Below are 17,447 nucleotides of genomic sequence, written 5' to 3'. Positions count from 1 at the left end.
CAACGAGTGAAAGAGCGAATGGCACTGACTGGTTTTCGCTCTTTCACTCGTTGACCCTTTCACTCTTTAGATAAAAGCAGTGGATGAAACCGGACGCCTTTTATCCGATTAAACTCCACCGATGGAGCCGGAATTTTGAAGAACTGCGCCGTGCCGATAAACCGCTGTAGTGAGGGAGAGAATGTACCGATGCGTGACAAATCAGCGTCGGGCGAGACAAAGAATTGCCGGTACCGCTCAAATTTAATTTCGTTACCGGCTGCGTCGAACGCTTTAGGATTTTCGTGGCCACCAATCATACCGCTGCCGCTGTAGCCCACATCCAGATTGAGCCAGCGTGGAAATTGGGGGCCAACCGGTAGTACCGACGCCAGATTGACCGATAGCCAATACTGCTGCCCATTGTAATCTTTGAGCATCTGCTGACCTGTTGTTTTACCCAGCAAGTTGGGTCGGTACGGCGGAAAAATCGTTTTTCGAAATCCGTATTTCATGCTCACTATCTGTTGCCCGGCTCCGTACTGCTGCCCCATGAAAAGAGCCGTACCGGCAACGTTGGCCAGCATGTCCCCTTTAGAAAACCCCCATCCTTCGGCGTGGCCGTCGTACACTTCGAGCGTTGTCTGGAACAGCAGTGCCAGCAAACCACCCGTCAGAATACTGGCCCGCTCGTTAACGCCACTCCAGCGCATAAGTTCATAGCCGCCCCGGCTCATGCAGTAAGCCGTAGCCGTGTGACCCACCTTGTCCATCTGCAGCCATTCGCCATTGTCGTTGAAACTATGAAACGGCACCCGCTTTTTGTACCACTGCTTACGAAGCACCAACAATGTAATGGCATAAAAGGCCGCCGTGCCAGCCACTACGCCAATGAATCGCCCCTGCCGAATGCCCGACTGATCGGTTGAGGCAGGTGAGGAAAGCGGTAGCGGCACCGGTTGCGCCCTAACGGACACCATCAGCAACCAGCTAAGCAGGAAGGCATAAAGCCGTTGTTTCATGGGTCAAAAGTACGTCTCATTGTGACCGGTTTTAGGTCTCCCCAGAGTTCATTCTTTCCCCTGAGGATCACGCGGCAGCGAAATAACGAAAGTAGTGCCGACGTTGAGCTGGGATCGAACCGCGATGGAGCCGCCGTGCAGCTTAATAATTTTTTCGGTTAGGGATAGACCAATGCCATTGCCTTTAATAACCTTGGCGTTAGTGGCCCGGTAAAACGGCTGAAAAATATAGTCGAGTTCAGAGACAGCGATACCAATGCCCCGATCTTCAATGGTGGCTTCTACCGTCGCGGGGCTGATTACCAGCCTAATGCGGGCCTGATGGTCGGGCGAGAATTTGCAGCCGTTTTCGATCAGGTTTATGAAAGCCATCGTTAATAATGACGCTTCAGCCCTGATTTGTACTGACGGCAGTGATGCATCCTCATCCTGCAAATCAGTCATAAACGTGACGTTGTAGTCGGGGTGTTTGTGGAGTATAGTGGCCACCGCTTCGTAAAGCACTTCGTCCAGATCAAGCGTTGACCAGGTGACCTGCATGTGTTTTACGTCAAACTGAGCCAGTTCGAGCAAGCCGTTAGACAGCGCATTGAGCTTATCAATATCTTCGAGGATGGACCGCAGCATTTCCCGGTATTCTGCATCCGTTCGGGGTTTGATCAGGGCAACCTCAATTTGATTGGTAATCAGGGTAAGCGGTGTCCGCAGTTCGTGAGATGCGTTCGAGACAAAGCTTCGCTGCATTTCGAAGTTTGAAATCCGGTCGAGCATCTCATTAAAAGTAGCCGCCAGACGGGCCAGTTCATCCCCATTGTTCCGGGAGACCAGGCGGGCTTCCATATTCGACACGCTGATTCGTTCAATCTGCTGAATCATATCGGCGATGGGCTTGATGGACCGCCCGGCGAAAAGCTGGCTCAGCACAATCACAACCAAAAACGCCACCAAAAAAGAAGCTGCCGATACCAAAATAGCCCCCCGGAGTTTATTCCTTCCGTAGTCGTCAATGGCATACGAGACAACTTTGTGGTAATAGCCATTTGGTTGATGCAGTAACAGACCGATTCCCGAACGGGGTCCGTCAGCAATCTGTACCTCTTTCTGCCGGGCAATTTGAGCCAGCAGGGCGGGTGTTATGATGAGGCCAGCCTTACCCTTATGCAGGTTGTTTAACTCACCACTGTCATACAACAACTTGTCGTGCACATCGTATATGGCAACCCGCCGGTTAGAGTACGTCGTGTACGTGTCTTCGTCGATGCGCCGAAGCAGGGACCCACTAAACGCCTTTTTTTCTAACAGAAGATGGGTCATGGTGATACCCCGATTCCTGAGCGTATCGGAAAAATCCTCCTGCATTGAGCGGTAGAAGTAATAGTAGAAATAAGCCAGAAACAGCAGCAGTACGGGTGATACGGCAATGATAAACGTGAGTGCAAGTCGAGTCCTGAGGTTCATACCCGTGTCTTAATCAATAACTTCTTTCATCATAAATCCGATGCCTTTTCGGGTGTGAATCAGCTTGGCCGGGTAGTCTCTGTCAATCTTTTTTCGGAGCGAGTTAATGTACACGTCAATCAGATTTGTCCCGCTATCGAACGGGGTGTCCCACACATTTTCGGCAATCTCACTCCGGCTTAGCACCATTCCGGGATTACGCAAAAAATACTCCAGCAGGGATAACTCGCGCGGTGTCACATTAATGGGTCGCCCCGCCCGACTCACTGTTTTTTCGCGCAGATCAAGCAGCAGATCGGCCATTGTCAGTTGGCTGCTCCCCTCCAGACTGTAGGGTTGCAAACTGCGTTTCCGATTAACCTGGATACGAGCCAGCAACTCACTAAACTCAAAAGGCTTCAGTAGGTAGTCGTCGGCCCCGGCATCGAACCCCGACAGCTTATTTTCAATCGTGCCCAGTGCCGTCAGCATAATAATGGGCACGGGGTTATTGCGGGCACGAATATCCCGGCAAAGATCATAGCCATTAACATCGGGCAAATTCACATCCATAATAATCAGGTTTATCTCACCGAACTCGACGGCTTTTCGGGCAGCGGCACCGTCCAAGGCTACGGATGTTTGGAAGCCGTATTCCTCCAAGCCCCTTTTTAGAGACATCGCCAGCTTAATTTCATCTTCTACCACCAATATCTTCATGATTTGTAACAGCTTGGGAAAGTACCAAAATTAAGGTGGGCTTTTCCGTAAAGAAGTCTCTTTAAGAACTTCTAATCCGGCCTTAAGGATTCCTTAATCCCGGTAAGAGCAGAGAAACATACTTTTGAGGCAGTAAACAGAGCGCGTAAGAGAATATAAATTTAGTACAATTTATTTTTGATTCTACACAATTGGAAGCTGAACTGTTAACCCGCTGGGTCATTTGGTACGGACCCGGACGATTAATTCATCAGCACGGACTCTGCTCATAAACGTACGGACACGGAGTGAAACTGTAGGCAAATCATTTTTTTAACAATAAGACCAGTATGAAAAGAATTCCTATCCTCCTGAGCTTGTGTGCCGTGCTGTACACGACTGGCTGCTCAACAAACGCAGAAGAAAAAAAGGAAGAAGAGGTCAACTATTTGGTTACCAGTCCTTTGAAGAGGGATACGACAATCACTAAGGACTACGTGTGCCAAATTCATGCGATACGCCACATCGAATTAAGAGCGCAGCAACGGGGCTACATCCAGAACATTTTTGTTGATGAGGGCCAGCGCATCAGCCAGGGGCAGCTCATGTTTCAGATCATGCCCAAGCTGTACGAAGCCGAACTGCACAAAGCCCAGGCCGAAGCTAAGTTTGCCGACATCGAATACCAGAACACCAAAAAACTGGCAGACAGCAAGATTGTGGCTCCCAACGAACTGGCCATGTCTGACGCCAAATTAGATAAGGCAAAAGCCGAAGTAGACCTTGCCGAAACGCATCTGGGATTCACCAGAATCAGGGCACCTTTTCCGGGCATGATGGATCACTTTCAGGTTCGGCAGGGAAGCCTCGTCGATGAGGGCGATTTACTGACGACGCTGTCCGACAACAGCAAAATGTGGGTGTATTTCAACGTACCGGAAGCCGAGTACCTCAACTTCAAAACCCACACCCAGAAAGACAACATAACGCACGTAAGCCTGATGATGGCGAATAACGAACTGTTTCCCCATCCCGGCCAGGTGCAAACTATCGAAGCCGACTTCAACAACGAAACCGGCAACATTGCGTTCCGGGCCACGTTTCCCAACCCCAATGGCCTGCTGCGCCACGGCGAAACTGGTAATGTCCGCATGACCGTGCCGCTTAAAAATGCGCTGATTATCCCGCAGAAAGCCACCTTCGAAGTTCTGGAAAAAAAGTATGTGTACGTGGTGGATAAAGACAACGTGATTCGATCGAGGGAGATCACCATAGCCGCCGAAATGCCTCACATTTTTGTCGTTAAATCTGGTCTAAAGAAAGAGGACCGGATTCTGCTCGAAGGCTTACGTCAGGTAAAAGAAAACGAAAAAATACACGTCAAATTTATGCAGCCTGACGCTGTTATCGCTCACTTAAGTCTGTACGCCGAGTAACCAGCTATCCTAAAAAAGAGCAGACATGTTTTCAAAATTCATACGCAGACCAGTATTTGCCATCGTCATATCGATCATGATCGTCTTTGTCGGTACGCTGGCGATCACGAGGTTACCCATCTCGCAATTTCCCGACATTGCCCCCACCACGGTCAATATATTTATTGCCTATCCCGGCTCCAGTGCCGACGTCCTGGTTAAATCCACGTTGATTACCCTGGAACAGGCAATCAACGGCGTTCAGGACATGCGGTACATCGCTACGGATGCTACCAGTGCCGGTGAAGCAACCCTCCGAATTATTTTTGAACCGGGTACGGACCCAAACGTCGCTGTTATTCGGGTAAAAACCAGGGTGGATCAGGTGATGCCGCTCCTGCCCGAATTAGTACAAAGGGAAGGGGTTATTATTTCGCCCGTTCAGCCCAGTATGCTGATGTACGTCAACCTCTACTCCAAGGAAAAGAGCATTGACGAAAAATTCCTGTTCAACTACGCTACCGTTAAAATGATCCCTGAAATTCAGCGGACCAAAGGGGTAGCCAGGGCACAAATATTGGGCAGTCGGCGCTATGCCATGCGCGTTTGGCTAAACCCGGAGCGGATGCGGGCCTATAACATCTCCGTAGACGAAGTGATGAAGGCCATTGGGGAGCAAAGCATTATTGGCCGACCCGGCCGAATTGGTCAAAGCTCTGGCATCGCGGCTCAGTCGCTCGAATATGTGCTCACCTACAAGGGCCGGTATAACAAGCCGGAGGAGTATGAAGGGATCATTATCCGGGCCAATGCCGCTGGCGAAAGCATTCACCTGAAGGATATAGGCCGGGTAGAACTGGGGAGTGAATTCTTCGATATCTATTCCAACTTAGATGGCCATCCGTCGGCCGCCATTGTGTTGCGGCAAAACTATGGCAGTAATGCCAGTGATGTCATTGCCGAAGTAAAAGCAAAGCTCGACGTCATGAAAGCCTCGTTTCCGCCAGGCGTAGACTACAAAATCAGCTACGACGTGTCCAACTTCCTCGATGCGTCAATCGAGCAGGTAATCGATACACTGCGCGATGCGTTTCTGCTGGTTGCCTTAGTTGTTTTTATATTCCTGGGCGACTGGCGTTCGACCCTAATACCGATTTTGGCGGTGCCGGTATCGCTGATCGGGGCGTTTTTCGTGATTCAGTTTTTTGGCATCTCCATCAACCTGATTACGCTCTTTGCCTTAGTGCTGGCCATTGGTATTGTAGTCGATGATGCCATTGTGGTGGTCGAGGCCGTGCACGCCAAGATGGACGAAGAGCCGCATCTAACGCCTTTTGGTGCGGTTAAAAAGGTGCTTGGTGAGATCAGCGGAGCCATCATCGCGATCACGGCCGTCATGGTGTCGGTGTTTCTGCCCATCTCCTTTATGTCGGGTCCGGTTGGTACGTTCTACCGGCAATTCTCCATCACCATGGCCAGTTCCATTGTGATCTCGGCCCTGATCGCCCTCACGCTTACCCCCGTATTGTGCGCCATGCTGTTGAAAAATCATCACGGACACGTTCGGAAGAAAAACGGGCTGGCCAAAGCACTCGACCGGTTCAACCAGGGATTCGATAAAATGACCGGTTGGTACGTGGGTCTGTTAAAATTAATCGTCAGCCGACGCGTCGTTACGTTCGGCGTATTGGTGGCGTTCTGTCTGGGAACCGTATTCGTGAATAAAGTGCTGCCCGCCGGTTTTATTCCCAACGAAGACCAGAGTACGATTTACGCCATTATCCAGACGCCACCGGGTTCTACTTTAGAAAAAACCAACGAGGTTTCCCGACGGCTCCAGAAAATTTGTGAGGAAGTTCCGGGCATCGAATCCGTATCGTCGCTGGCTGGGTATGAGATCATGACCGAAGGCCGGGGGTCCAACGCCGGTACATGTCTGATTAACCTGAAAACCTGGTCGGAACGTGAGCACAACGTGAAGGAGATTATGGAAGAGCTGGAACAGAAATCGAGAAACCTCGGGGCTACCGTCGAATTCTTCGAGCCGCCCGCTATTCCGGGATTTGGTACGTCGGGCGGTTTTTCGATGCGCTTGCTGGACAAAACCTCCGATACGGACTACAGCGAGTTCGATAAGATCAACAAGCAGTTCATGGACAATCTGGGCAAGCGGAAAGAGCTTACCGGCCTGTTTACCTTTTTTGCCGCCAATTATCCACAGTACGACCTGGAGATCGACAATAACTTAGCCATGCAGAAAGGCGTGTCAATCGGCAAAGCGATGGATAACCTCAACATTCTGATTGGCAGTACCTACGAGCAGGGGTTTATCAAGTACAACCAGTTCTTTAAAGTGTACGTGCAGTCCGATCCCAGTTTCAGACGGCTTCCGTCGGATCTGTTGAAGCTTTTTGTCAAAAACGATGCGGGCGAAATGGTGCCCTACTCGGCCTTCATGAAGCTGAAGAAAGGCCAGGGACCCAACGAAATTACCCGGTTCAACCTGTATAATTCAGCCGCTATTCAGGGGCTACCGGCCAAAGGATATACCACGGCCGACGCCATACAGGCCATCCGGGAAGTTTCCGCCAAAACGTTGCCAAGAGGGTACGATATCGCTTTTGAAGGCCTTTCCTACGACGAAGCAGGCCGGGGCAATGAAGCGCTGTATGTGTTCCTGATTGTGCTGGCCTTCGTTTATTTTGTGCTGGCTGCTCAATATGAGAGCTTTATCATTCCGCTGGCGGTGGTGCTCTCGCTGCCGGTTGGGGTATTTGGTTCGTTTCTGTTGCTGAAGCTCATGGGGCTGGAAAACAACATCTACGCCCAGATCGGGCTTATCATGCTGGTCGGGCTGCTGGGTAAAAACGCCGTTCTGATCGTCGAGTTTGCCGTGCAGAAGCGCCAACAGGGAGCCACTATTCTGGACGCAGCCATTGAAGGAGCCAGGGTTCGTTTCCGCCCGATTCTGATGACCTCGTTCGCCTTTGTGGCTGGCCTGATCCCGTTAATCAGTGCAACGGGAGCCGGTGCGATTGGGAACCGGACCATTGGCGCGTCGGCCATGGGGGGTATGTTGTTCGGAACCATTTTTGGGGTCATCATCATCCCTGGCCTGTATTACATCTTTGGCTCGCTGGCCGATGGCCGTCAACTAATTAAGGATGAAGAAGACCATTCGCTGACCGAAGGCCTGGTTCATTCGGTAGACACGTTTTCACAACCTGAAGAAAGTACGAATCATGTTGACAAAATTCATATATAAACGCCTGATCCGCGTCGGTGTACCGATTGCTTGTTTGTCGCTCGCTTTTGCGGCCTGCAAAACCCCGGCGTTGATTCTCCAGAGAGAAAACCGGGAGGTGCCCGGTACGTATGCCAATGCGTCGGCGGATTCGCTCAATTCGGGGAATGTGGCTCGGCAGCAATTTTATGCCGACCCGAACCTGAGAGACCTGATTGAGCTGGCCCTGAAGAACAACCAGGAGCTGAACATCACCACGCAGGAACTCCAGATTGCCCAGAACGAGGTGCTGGCCCGGACGGGAGCGTACCGCCCGTTTGTGGCATTGCAGGGCGGGGCAAGCGTCGATAAAGTGGGGCGTTATACCCTGCCCGGCGCAACGGTAGACGCTACCGAAATCAAGCCGTCTGTGCGCACCCCCGACCCGCTGACGAATTTCATGGTCGGGCCGGTGGCTACGTGGGAGGTAGACATCTGGCGCAAGCTTCGGAACGCCAAAAAAGCGGCCGTCACCCGCTATCAGTCGAGTGCGGAAGGGCGGAATTTTATGGTGACCAATCTGGTGGCCGAGATCGCAACCGCCTACTACGAATTGCTGGGGCTTGATAATGAACTGGCTATCGTTCAGCAGAACATTGGCATTCAAACCAACGCCCTGCAATTGGTACGAACGCAGAAAGAAGCGACCCGCGTTACCGAACTGGCCGTACGCCGGTTTGAGGCCCAGGTGCTGAACACGCAGGGCCTTCAGTACGGTATTCAGCAGCGAATTGTGGAAACCGAGAACCGGATCAATTTTCTGGTGGGTCGGTTTTCACAGCCGCTGCAGCGGAGTTCGCCCGACTTTAGCACGCTGGTTCCTCAGACCATGCTGGCCGGTATTCCGTCGCAGCTATTACTGAATCGGCCCGACGTTCGGCGGGCCGAACTCGACCTGGCAGCCGCGAAATTAGACGTGCAGGTGGCACGGGCCAACTTCTACCCGACGCTCAACATTTCGGCGGGTTTGGGCTTCAGCGCCTATAATCTGATGCTGCTGCTGAAAGCCCCGGAGTCGCTGATTTTCTCGCTGGCTGGTGCGCTGACCGGCCCTTTAGTGAACCGGTACGGCATCACGGCTGAGTACAACAGTGCAACGGCTCGCCAAAAGCAGGCCGTGTTGAACTACGAACGCACGGTGCTGAGTGCCTACGTCGAAGTGGCCAATCAGCTATCCAATATCAGTAACTTAGAAAAAAGTTACGATACCAAAGCGAAGCAGGTAGAAGCCCTTACGCAGTCGGTAACGATCTCCAATACGCTTTTCAACTCGGCCCGGGCCGACTACACGGAAGTCCTGTTTACCCAACGGGATGCGCTGGAGTCCCGATTTCAGCTTATTGAAACCAAAGTGCAGCAGTTGAACGCCATGGTCAGTATGTATCGGGCATTGGGTGGCGGCTGGAAGTAGTTAAGCGATTGACTTAACGAATTGGACCGCAAAACTCTCTTAATCACCGGATCAACTGCGCCAGTTCCGCACTGGATACGGTTAGCAATCCGACTTTGGGTAACCGGCGGGTCAGTTCGCGCCAGTTGGCATCCTGGGCGTAGATACCGCGCAGCATTCCGGCCGCTTTCGGAACCTGCTTCGTGTTTGCCAGCGCAATGGCCGTCCAGTACTGCATTTCGAGATTTTTAGGGAAGAGTTTCATAGCCGCGCCGTACTCCTGCATGGCGGCTTTCATATCGTTGGTTTCCGTTGCCAGATCGCCCCTGTTCATATGCTCGTAGGCCCGGTGAACCCGCAGCAAACGAGTTAGTTCGGTGAGGGGTTGGTCGGCGTCGTCCACGCGCAGGTCCACGAGGTGATTATCGTCCCAGGGCGCACCGGTCGCTTTCCCTTTCACCACCAGCAACACCGCCGACTGCCGACCGCGAATGTCGCCCCCCGCTGCCTGTGCCGCGTTGAGTGCGCTCAGTACCCGCTCCGGCAGGGGCAGGCTGGCGTTCTTCTCGAAGGCTTTGGCCATTGCATCCGGGACGGTGTTGTTCAGCATCATATTAGCCTGGACGCTGTAATTTTTGCCTTTGTGATGCCCGGCAAAGTCAATGCATTTTTTGCCGGTATGCACCGCTACGTTGCCTTTTGCATCGGCGATGGCCACCTGCCGAACGTCGCGGCCTTCGTCGGTACGGAGCAGTTCGTCCAACGCTTGTTGTGCCGTTTTACCCTTTTTCAGCAGTTGCAAGCCGCGAATGCCAAACGATTTGTTGGTAAATGACTGCGTAGCTACGACGCCCACGCCCGCTTCGCCCCACGACACCGACGTGCCCACCGAAAACCAGTGGCTTTGCACACCTACCGCTAAGTCGCCGGTCTTCTCGTCGCGGGCAACGATTGAAAAGGTGTGGGCAAAGGGATCACCCGAGCGCGTATGCTGGGCAAAAACAGACAGTGGGAAAAGCAGAAGGATGAGAAAAAGAGTACGCATGAGGGCTGCTGATTATAGCCGTCAAATGTACGGGTAAGGCGCAATTTCACAAGGGCGTAACCGTCCTCGTGGGCCGGACCACGTAACTTGCGTCCAAATACCGCTCCGCTACACAGCATCATGAACGACCAACAATCGCCCCCGCTCACCCGTGCTCAGGCATCGCGCGTGGCCATCGAACGACTTTATATCACCATGCGGCACCTGTTCAACCGGGGCTTTTATAAACCGTCGGGCATTTCGGGCGAGGAGATTCGCCGGGCCTTGATCACCCTGCAACCGGAAATCTACGGACTCATGGGCGACCCGCAACGCGTTGAATTAGACGGTCTGGTCTACGTCATGGACCGGCTACCGAAGGGCATCGAAGCCTGCCGGGTTATCACACTGGCCTCGCGCGAAGGGTTCGAGCACGCCCATTTTCCGGTGCTCGTACCGGCCAAACGCCGTCGCAACTGCTACCGCATCGACCAGGAGCAAATGGTGATCGAAGTAACCAACGGCCGCAGCGAAATCTACGACATCCTGACCCACCTGACGTTTATGTTCATGGAAGCCGACAAAATTCGGCGCAACGCGTTTCAGGAACGGGGTAGCAAAACCCGCGAATGGGAGAAACTGGAAGCCATTATTCAGTCGGGCGGCACCGTTTCCGACGACGAGCGTGAACTGGCGCTGACGTACCTCAGTTCGATTCTGGGCCGGACGTTTGAGGAAACGCAACGGGTTTACCAGCGCTTCGAGGAAACGGCCGGGACCAACAACGGTCTGTTCCAGATCGTGTACGGTCTGGGCAGCGTGTCGATCAGGGAGGTGCGCGAATCGAATGCCGACCGCGAAATCAATTTTACCCTCATGCTCCGCGAACGCGTTGGGCAGCACCTTTACGGCGAACGCTGGGCCACGCGCATCAAGGAGTACATCTGGGAAAATGGGTTGCAGGATCGGCCACTGCACATCATCAGTGCCAATCCGCACAGCGTCATGAACTGCCTGTATGCCCCGGCCGCCCTCGCCGGACTCACCACCTGGGATAACCTCTACGATCTGGCCATAACCCTGAGCCAGCCGACACAACGCGACCTCCGGCAGCGCGTGGTCAGTTACGCGGCCGAACACGGAATGCACATGCTGAACGACAAAGCCGGAACCAGCCTGTTAGTGCAGTTAATCGACCTGGCGAACTGCGACGTGGCGCGGCTACCCGCCGACCTCAATCCCGATCCTGCGTATATCAACGCCAATCAGCCGCTGTTGTTGGTTATGGACTACGCGTTTGGCGAACAGGCGTTTGAGACAATGGACGAACTCCTGAAACCATTTGACCTGAACGGCGAATCGTTAGCGCTAAAGGTGGCGTCGGTCACGATTATGGGCAAAGCGGGTATTTTGACGGGCGGCAAAGGCGATTTGATGATCCCAACGGCGCACATTTTTGAAGGCACCGCCGACAATTATCCCTTAGACAACGACTTCCGGAAAGAAGATTTTGAGGGCAACGGGCTGGCCGTTTACGAGGGGGCCATGATTACGGTACTCGGCACGTCGTTACAGAACAAAGACATTCTGAGCTACTTCCGCAACTCGTCTTGGAAAGCTGTGGGGCTGGAAATGGAAGGCGCTCATTACCAGAAAGCCATTCAGGCGCACCTGAAAATTCGCAACAGCGTACCGGCTGACGTCAAAGTCCGCTATGCCTACTACGCATCGGACAATCCGCTGCTGACCGGTGCAACATTGGCCTCCGGCAGTCTCGGTACGCAGGGCGTGAAACCGACGTACCTGATTACGATGAAGTGGCTGGAAAAGGTGCTTCGGGAAAATTGATGACCCGCTACGTAATCATAGTATAGCGTTCGTACACCGTTGTGATGACAACCTCTTTTACACCCGCGCTGGTGTACAGACGCCGTTTGTTCACAACCTGAATGGTATCCGTATTTTTATCAACCGTGACGCTTTGGGGAAATACCCACCGAAATGCGTTTTCGGCGGGTGATGGCTGTACCTGAAGTTGACCTAAATCCGGCGAAAATGAGAACGTACGGGTGAGCGCATTGCTCAGATAATTTACAATCAGGCCAGGCTGGTATTCGATGGGTTCGCCTTCCCACCGCTGTGTTTTATTGGTTGGAATAAAGATTTCCTGCTCAGGCCAATACTGCATAAAGTAGAACGCCCTTCTTGAGTTGTTCTTGTTAGGGCCATAAATACGTATCTCAAGCTGCTGACCGTATTCTGGGGCTAACTGAAGAATTTCTTTAGTCATGTCGGTAGAGACTTTGCCGTCCAGATTGACGTCGATTGCTTCGTTGCTGACCGAACTGATTACATTGTACTTACCGTGAAATTTTTCATGGAGCGTCGGTACATCGTCATAAGGCGCGGGGTCCTTGGGGGCGCAACTGGCTAACCACATCCCACCCAGCAAGCAAATAATCCAGTTGATTTTCATAACGTAAACGCGAGTTTTTACAAAATCAGAGAATGCAATTGCTATCAACTACGCTACGTACTCATCGTGTAGCGTTCGTACACGGTTGTGATGACAACTTCTTTCACGCCCGCGCGGGTGTACAGACGCCGTTTGTTCACGACCCGAAGGCGACCGGCTTCTTCTACCGTGACCGACTCAGGCCGCACCCAGCGGAATGGGTTTTCTTTTTCGTCCGGCTGTACGGTGATTTGCTTTAGGTCGGGCGACAACGAAAAATTACGGTAACTGCCCTGGTTGAGGTAAACCACCTTGTAATTGGAGTTATAATCAAGTAGCTGGTTACCGTCCCATTCTTGGCTTCCAAGTCGTATGTACTGCTCAGGCCACCATTGTGTAAATATAAAACTCGGTGTTGAGCTGTACTGAGAAGGACCATAAATACGGAGTTCTGTATAGTACTGCTGACCCGTTACCAACTCAGGTATCTCCAGCATCATATTAGTGGAAGCAATTCCGTCTAAATTAACATCCAATGCTTCACTGCTGATAGACGTTATTACCTTGTACTTACCGTGAAACTGTTGATACAGTGCACTAACGTCTTCGTTTGGCGCAGGCGCCACTACAGAAGCTGGCGCGAGATCTTTGGGTGAACAACCAGCCAGCCATAAACCAGCCATGAGGGTAATGATCCAGTTCTTTTTCATAGTGTGTGAGCGTTTATTTTGTTGACTAAAATTTAGCTATAAATGTTTAAAAAACAAGCACTCCGACCTCTATGAGCCATTTATCACAAAAATACAGAACATCTAACCCATTAAATTTGTAGATAACGGAAGAACTCCCAGCTACGATAATGGCAAGACGTACACATACTACCGAAAAAGGTCCCGACGTCATTCTGATCGGTGCGGGCATCATGAGCGCTACCCTCGGCGTGATGCTCAAAGAACTACAACCCGACCTGACCATCGAGATTTACGAGCGGCTCGATAGTGCAGCCGCCGAAAGCTCCGACGCCTGGAACAACGCCGGAACGGGTCACTCGGCTTTTTGCGAACTCAATTACACGCCCGAACGCGAAGACGGCACCGTTGACGCGGCAAAGGCAGTCAAAATTGCCGAATCGTTCGAGCAGTCCAAGCAGTTCTGGTCGTTTCTGGTCGAGCAGGATTTCCTGAGCGACGCCCCGAACTTCATCCGCTCCATTCCGCACATGAGCTTTGTATGGGGCGAAGAGAACGTGAACTACCTGCACAAACGCTACGACGCGCTTCAGCAGAATTACCTTTTCCACGGGATGCAGTACTCAGAAGATCCGTCGCAATTAGCCGAGTGGATGCCCATCGTGATGGAAAACCGCGACCCGAATCAGCCCGTGGCAGCTACCAAAATGGACATTGGCACCGACGTAAATTTTGGTTCGCTGACCCGCTGTATGTTTAGTCAGTTGCAGAAGATGGATGGCGTCACGATGCACTTCGGCTACGACGTGCGCGATTTGTGGCGGTCGAAAACGCTGGGTGGCTGGAAACTCAAAGTCGAGAACTTGGCCGATGGCCACACACGCGAAGTGCAAACGAGTTTCCTGTTCATTGGGGCCGGGGGCGGTTCGTTGCGGCTCCTCGAAAAGTCGGACATTCCCGAAGCCCGTGGCTACGGCGGCTTCCCCGTGAGCGGGCAGTGGCTTAAATGCCTCAACCGCGACGTGATCGAGCGGCACCACGCCAAAGTATACGGCAAGGCGTCGGTGGGTGCTCCGCCCATGTCGGTGCCGCACCTCGACACGCGCATGATCGACGGCAAGCAGGAACTGCTATTCGGACCCTACGCCGGTTTCTCGACCAAATTCCTGAAAAGTGGTTCGTATTTAGACCTGCCAAAATCAATTCAGTTGGGCAATATGGCCCCGATGCTCATGGCGGGTCTGCACAATATTTCGCTGACCAAATACCTGATTCAGCAGGTGTTACAATCGCCGGAGGACCGACTGGAGGCCCTGCGCGAGTACTTCCCAAACGCCAAAATGGGCGATTGGGAACTGGAGATTGCCGGTCAGCGGGTGCAGGTTATTAAGAAGGATGAGGAAGAAGGGGGCGTACTCGAATTCGGCACGGAAGTCGTGAGCGCAGCCGACGGCAGCATTGCGGCTCTGTTGGGTGCCTCGCCGGGGGCCTCGACCGCCGTATCGATTATGCTTGATTTGCTCAAAAAATGCTTCCCCGAAAAGCTGGCTTCGGCCGAGTGGCAAGAGAAGCTAAAGGAAATGATTCCGTCGTATGGGCAAGTACTGGCCAACAATCCGGAACTTGGTCATCAATTGCGGAAGCACACCAGCGAGGTATTGGGGCTTTCGGTAGAAGAGCAGATGCCGGAAGTGACGCGATAAGGTTTCAGGTGTATGAATTTCTAAGTGTGTACGTTTCGAGACAGACATACTTAGAAACCCATACCCCTGAACACCCCAAACATTACTTAGCGGCCATAGCAGGCGGGGTGTTAGTATTCCAGATGTCGCGGTGAAGTTTCCACTGCCCACCCTCCTGTTTCCAGATCACAATGTACTTACCGGCGTCCATCTGCGCGTCGTTGGCTCCGTAGAGTGTGTAGCGACCTGTTTCAATAACCTGACTACCTGCCATTTCAGCCTCGATGGTTTCGAGTTTGGCCCGCTTTACGCCCGATTCATATCCCCCTTTCCAGTATCCACCAATGGCGGTGTTACCCTGGATGGGTTCGCTGCTGGGCGGCATCAATGTAGCGTTACTCGTGTAGTAGCTGCCCATGGTTGTTGCTCCTTTTTGAAAAGCGTCCATGAATTTTTGGTTGGCCGCCATAATATCGGCTTTCATGTCTTTCTGGGCAAAGACCGACAGGCTCGTAAATAAGAGTAGTACAGATAAGGAAAGTGCGTTGCGCATGGTGGTAAGTGTTTGATTGTGAATCCAAATTTCACCAAATAATGAGCAACCTCATCTCTTTCATGGCTCTGAAGTCAGCCATGTTAGTAAACGGTAGCATCAGTAATCGCTACCGGCTACTAATGGCGGTTTGACTTACTGCTTTTATCAGTTGCTCGCTGGTCTCCCACAAGTCGCGGGCTTTGGCCAAATCGTACGATTCCGGCGACGAGGGCTTTTCGCGCCGGTCGCTGGCGTGGTAAAAATAGAAGTACTTACCCGTTACGGTAGCGAAGGCTGGATCGCTCACCAACTGCGCCAGCAGCGGCCCGGACGTTTGAACGCTACCGACGTTGGGAAACAAACGTAATACAGGAAGGATATTTCGCCAGGCCCACTGCGCCAACGCCGGGGCCTGACGCGCCAAACCGGAGCCGGGCATCAAACCCGGATCGTAGGCATTGACGGTCAGGTCGGTGCGCCCCTGCTTTTCCAACCGGCGAATCAGTTCATACGCAAACAGGAGATTACAGAGCTTCGAGGTCGCGTAGCGCTCGGCACCTACTTTATCTGGCTTTTCGGTCGCAGGTTCCGGGTGCATCAGTTTCCCGGCTGTTGTGTAGGCCGGGGGCGGCACACCCAGCGCTTTTGCAAATGGCTCGTCGGGGTAGTGCGTTCCACTGCTAACGACCACAATGCGGCCATTTTTGGCGAAGTGCGGCAGCAGCAGATTGGTGAGCAGAAAGTGGCCGAGGTGGTTCACCCCGACCGTCATTTCAATGCCATCGACGGTGTATTCCGTTGGACCCACAATCTGCAAACCCGCATTATTGACTAAACCGAACAGGGGCGGCAGATCGGTGCGGGCCGTGAAATTTTGGACAAACTGCCGCACCGATGCCAGCGACGCCAGATCGAGAGGCATGGCGTGGACGTTGCGATTATGGGTCGCTTTACGGATGGTGTCGGCGGCTGCTTCGTTCCTGGGTTGATTGCGGCCCGCCATCACGACGGTGTATTTCTGTTGCGCCAGGGTTTGAGCCGTGTAGTAGCCAAGTCCCTGCGTGGCGCCGGTGATGATGATTGTTTGAGATGCCATGAGTTTGCTGTTTTGTTCAGGCAAACTTCCGGCACTTAGGATTCTCGTTTTTTACCAAATGGCAATTAATGAAATGAATAATGTAGGATGAATGATGGATAAAGGAAACCGGTCTCGTTGTCCATCATTCATCCTACATTATTCATTATTCACTCCATCAGGCATGTTCGACGGACAGTTGCTTGCGAAGTCGGCTCAACGACGGGAGCGTGATGCCGAGGTAGGATGCAATCATACCCAGCGGCACTTGTTGCGCAACTTCGGGTTGTTCAATCAACAGTCGCCGATAGCGGGTCTTGGCATCTTCGTAGAGGAGTCGGCTGCGCTTGTGTACCTTCTCCAGCAATACGCGTTCGGTAATGCGCTGAATCGTGGGGGTCCAGTCCGGAATTTGCTCAGCTAATTGCTGAAATCCGTCATAACTGATCGCCCACGTCTGGCAGTCGGTCACGGCCTGTATGTTGTAGACTGTTGGCTGATGGTGGTTAAAACTCTCGACATCGGCCGCGAACTGTCCCGAACTCACGAAGTAAAACGTATGCTCGACACCATCTTCCGACTCTTCGTAAACACGAACAACGCCTTGCTCAACAAACCAGATGTGGCGATCCGTTTGCCCGGCCTGTAGCAGAAACTCGCCTTTTCGGTACATTTTTGACCCGAACGCGGTGTCAATCCGCTGCCATTCATCAGCGGAGAAACTATGATAAGTGGTTAGGTAAGCGCGGAGTTGGAGCATGG

Annotated in this window: 14 protein-coding genes; 5 read left to right on the top strand and 9 right to left on the bottom strand. The window is 52.6% G+C overall.

From position 1 onward, the window contains the following. Window positions 1-59 precede the first annotated feature (59 nt). The 3 genes from ACYVHB_RS01665 to ACYVHB_RS01655 are packed head-to-tail and all read right to left on the bottom strand — an operon-like array spanning window position 60 to window position 3,158. The gene (locus ACYVHB_RS01665; protein WP_461049002.1) at window positions 60-1,001 is read right to left on the bottom strand and encodes a DUF2279 domain-containing protein; all 942 of its coding nucleotides are present in this window, start codon (window positions 999-1,001) and stop codon (window positions 60-62) included. 48 nt (window positions 1,002-1,049) lie between these two features. Continuing rightward, window positions 1,050-2,459, bottom strand: a complete 1,410-nt coding sequence (locus ACYVHB_RS01660) for a sensor histidine kinase (protein ID WP_461049000.1) — start codon at window positions 2,457-2,459, stop codon at window positions 1,050-1,052. A 9-nt stretch (window positions 2,460-2,468) separates the two neighbouring features. Continuing rightward, window positions 2,469-3,158, bottom strand: coding sequence for a response regulator transcription factor (locus ACYVHB_RS01655; RefSeq protein ID WP_461048999.1), 690 nt, complete (start codon window positions 3,156-3,158; stop codon window positions 2,469-2,471). Window positions 3,159-3,487: 329 nt separating this feature from the next. Between ACYVHB_RS01655 and ACYVHB_RS01650 the strand changes: the two genes are divergently transcribed. Genes ACYVHB_RS01650 through ACYVHB_RS01640 form a run of 3 tightly spaced genes read left to right on the top strand, consistent with a single transcriptional unit; the run spans window position 3,488 to window position 9,246 of the window. Beyond that, window positions 3,488-4,573 carry an efflux RND transporter periplasmic adaptor subunit gene (locus tag ACYVHB_RS01650; RefSeq protein WP_461048997.1) on the top strand — a complete coding sequence of 362 codons (1,086 nt, stop codon included), beginning with the start codon at window positions 3,488-3,490 and terminating at the stop codon, window positions 4,571-4,573. Between the two features lie 25 nt (window positions 4,574-4,598). Then, entirely contained in the window at window positions 4,599-7,817 is a 3,219-nt protein-coding gene (locus tag ACYVHB_RS01645) for an efflux RND transporter permease subunit (RefSeq protein ID WP_461048996.1), read from the top strand. Continuing rightward, on the top strand, window positions 7,795-9,246 hold the full coding sequence (locus tag ACYVHB_RS01640) for a TolC family protein (protein ID WP_461048994.1): 1,452 nt from the start codon (window positions 7,795-7,797) through the stop codon (window positions 9,244-9,246). Before ACYVHB_RS01645 ends, ACYVHB_RS01640 begins: the two co-directional genes overlap by 23 nt. Window positions 9,247-9,289: 43 nt before the next feature. Here ACYVHB_RS01640 and ACYVHB_RS01635 read toward each other — a convergent pair whose 3' ends face one another. After that, window positions 9,290-10,270 (bottom strand): DUF1028 domain-containing protein, encoded by a 981-nt coding sequence (locus tag ACYVHB_RS01635; protein ID WP_461048992.1) that lies wholly within the window; start codon window positions 10,268-10,270, stop codon window positions 9,290-9,292. A gap of 120 nt (window positions 10,271-10,390) precedes the next feature. On the opposite strand from ACYVHB_RS01635, the gene ACYVHB_RS01630 reads away from it, so the two are divergent. Continuing rightward, window positions 10,391-12,097 carry a DUF6909 family protein gene (locus ACYVHB_RS01630; RefSeq protein ID WP_461048990.1) on the top strand — a complete coding sequence of 569 codons (1,707 nt, stop codon included), beginning with the start codon at window positions 10,391-10,393 and terminating at the stop codon, window positions 12,095-12,097. 7 nt (window positions 12,098-12,104) lie between these two features. Here ACYVHB_RS01630 and ACYVHB_RS01625 read toward each other — a convergent pair whose 3' ends face one another. Then, window positions 12,105-12,725, bottom strand: a complete 621-nt coding sequence (locus tag ACYVHB_RS01625; RefSeq protein ID WP_461048988.1) for a hypothetical protein — start codon at window positions 12,723-12,725, stop codon at window positions 12,105-12,107. 53 nt (window positions 12,726-12,778) lie between these two features. Beyond that, window positions 12,779-13,414: a hypothetical protein gene (locus ACYVHB_RS01620; protein ID WP_461048986.1), complete on the bottom strand. Its 636-nt coding sequence runs from the start codon at window positions 13,412-13,414 to the stop codon at window positions 12,779-12,781. A gap of 149 nt (window positions 13,415-13,563) precedes the next feature. Between ACYVHB_RS01620 and ACYVHB_RS01615 the strand changes: the two genes are divergently transcribed. Then, complete coding sequence (locus ACYVHB_RS01615) at window positions 13,564-15,096, top strand: malate:quinone oxidoreductase (protein ID WP_461048985.1); 1,533 nt, start codon at window positions 13,564-13,566, stop codon at window positions 15,094-15,096. Between the two features lie 82 nt (window positions 15,097-15,178). Here the strand turns inward: ACYVHB_RS01615 and ACYVHB_RS01610 are convergent, their stop codons facing one another. From ACYVHB_RS01610 to ACYVHB_RS01600, 3 genes are all read right to left on the bottom strand, one after another. After that, window positions 15,179-15,628: a YybH family protein gene (locus tag ACYVHB_RS01610; RefSeq protein WP_461048983.1), complete on the bottom strand. Its 450-nt coding sequence runs from the start codon at window positions 15,626-15,628 to the stop codon at window positions 15,179-15,181. A 109-nt stretch (window positions 15,629-15,737) separates the two neighbouring features. Further along, complete coding sequence (locus ACYVHB_RS01605) at window positions 15,738-16,706, bottom strand: SDR family NAD(P)-dependent oxidoreductase (RefSeq protein ID WP_461048981.1); 969 nt, start codon at window positions 16,704-16,706, stop codon at window positions 15,738-15,740. A 157-nt stretch (window positions 16,707-16,863) separates the two neighbouring features. Continuing rightward, a complete protein-coding gene (locus ACYVHB_RS01600; RefSeq protein ID WP_461048979.1) occupies window positions 16,864-17,445 on the bottom strand; it encodes a Crp/Fnr family transcriptional regulator in 582 nt (193 codons plus the stop codon). Between the last annotated feature and the right edge of the window lie 2 nt (window positions 17,446-17,447).

This window comes from Spirosoma arcticum (assembly GCF_054779955.1).
This window is presented reverse-complemented; position numbering and strand designations above follow the sequence as displayed.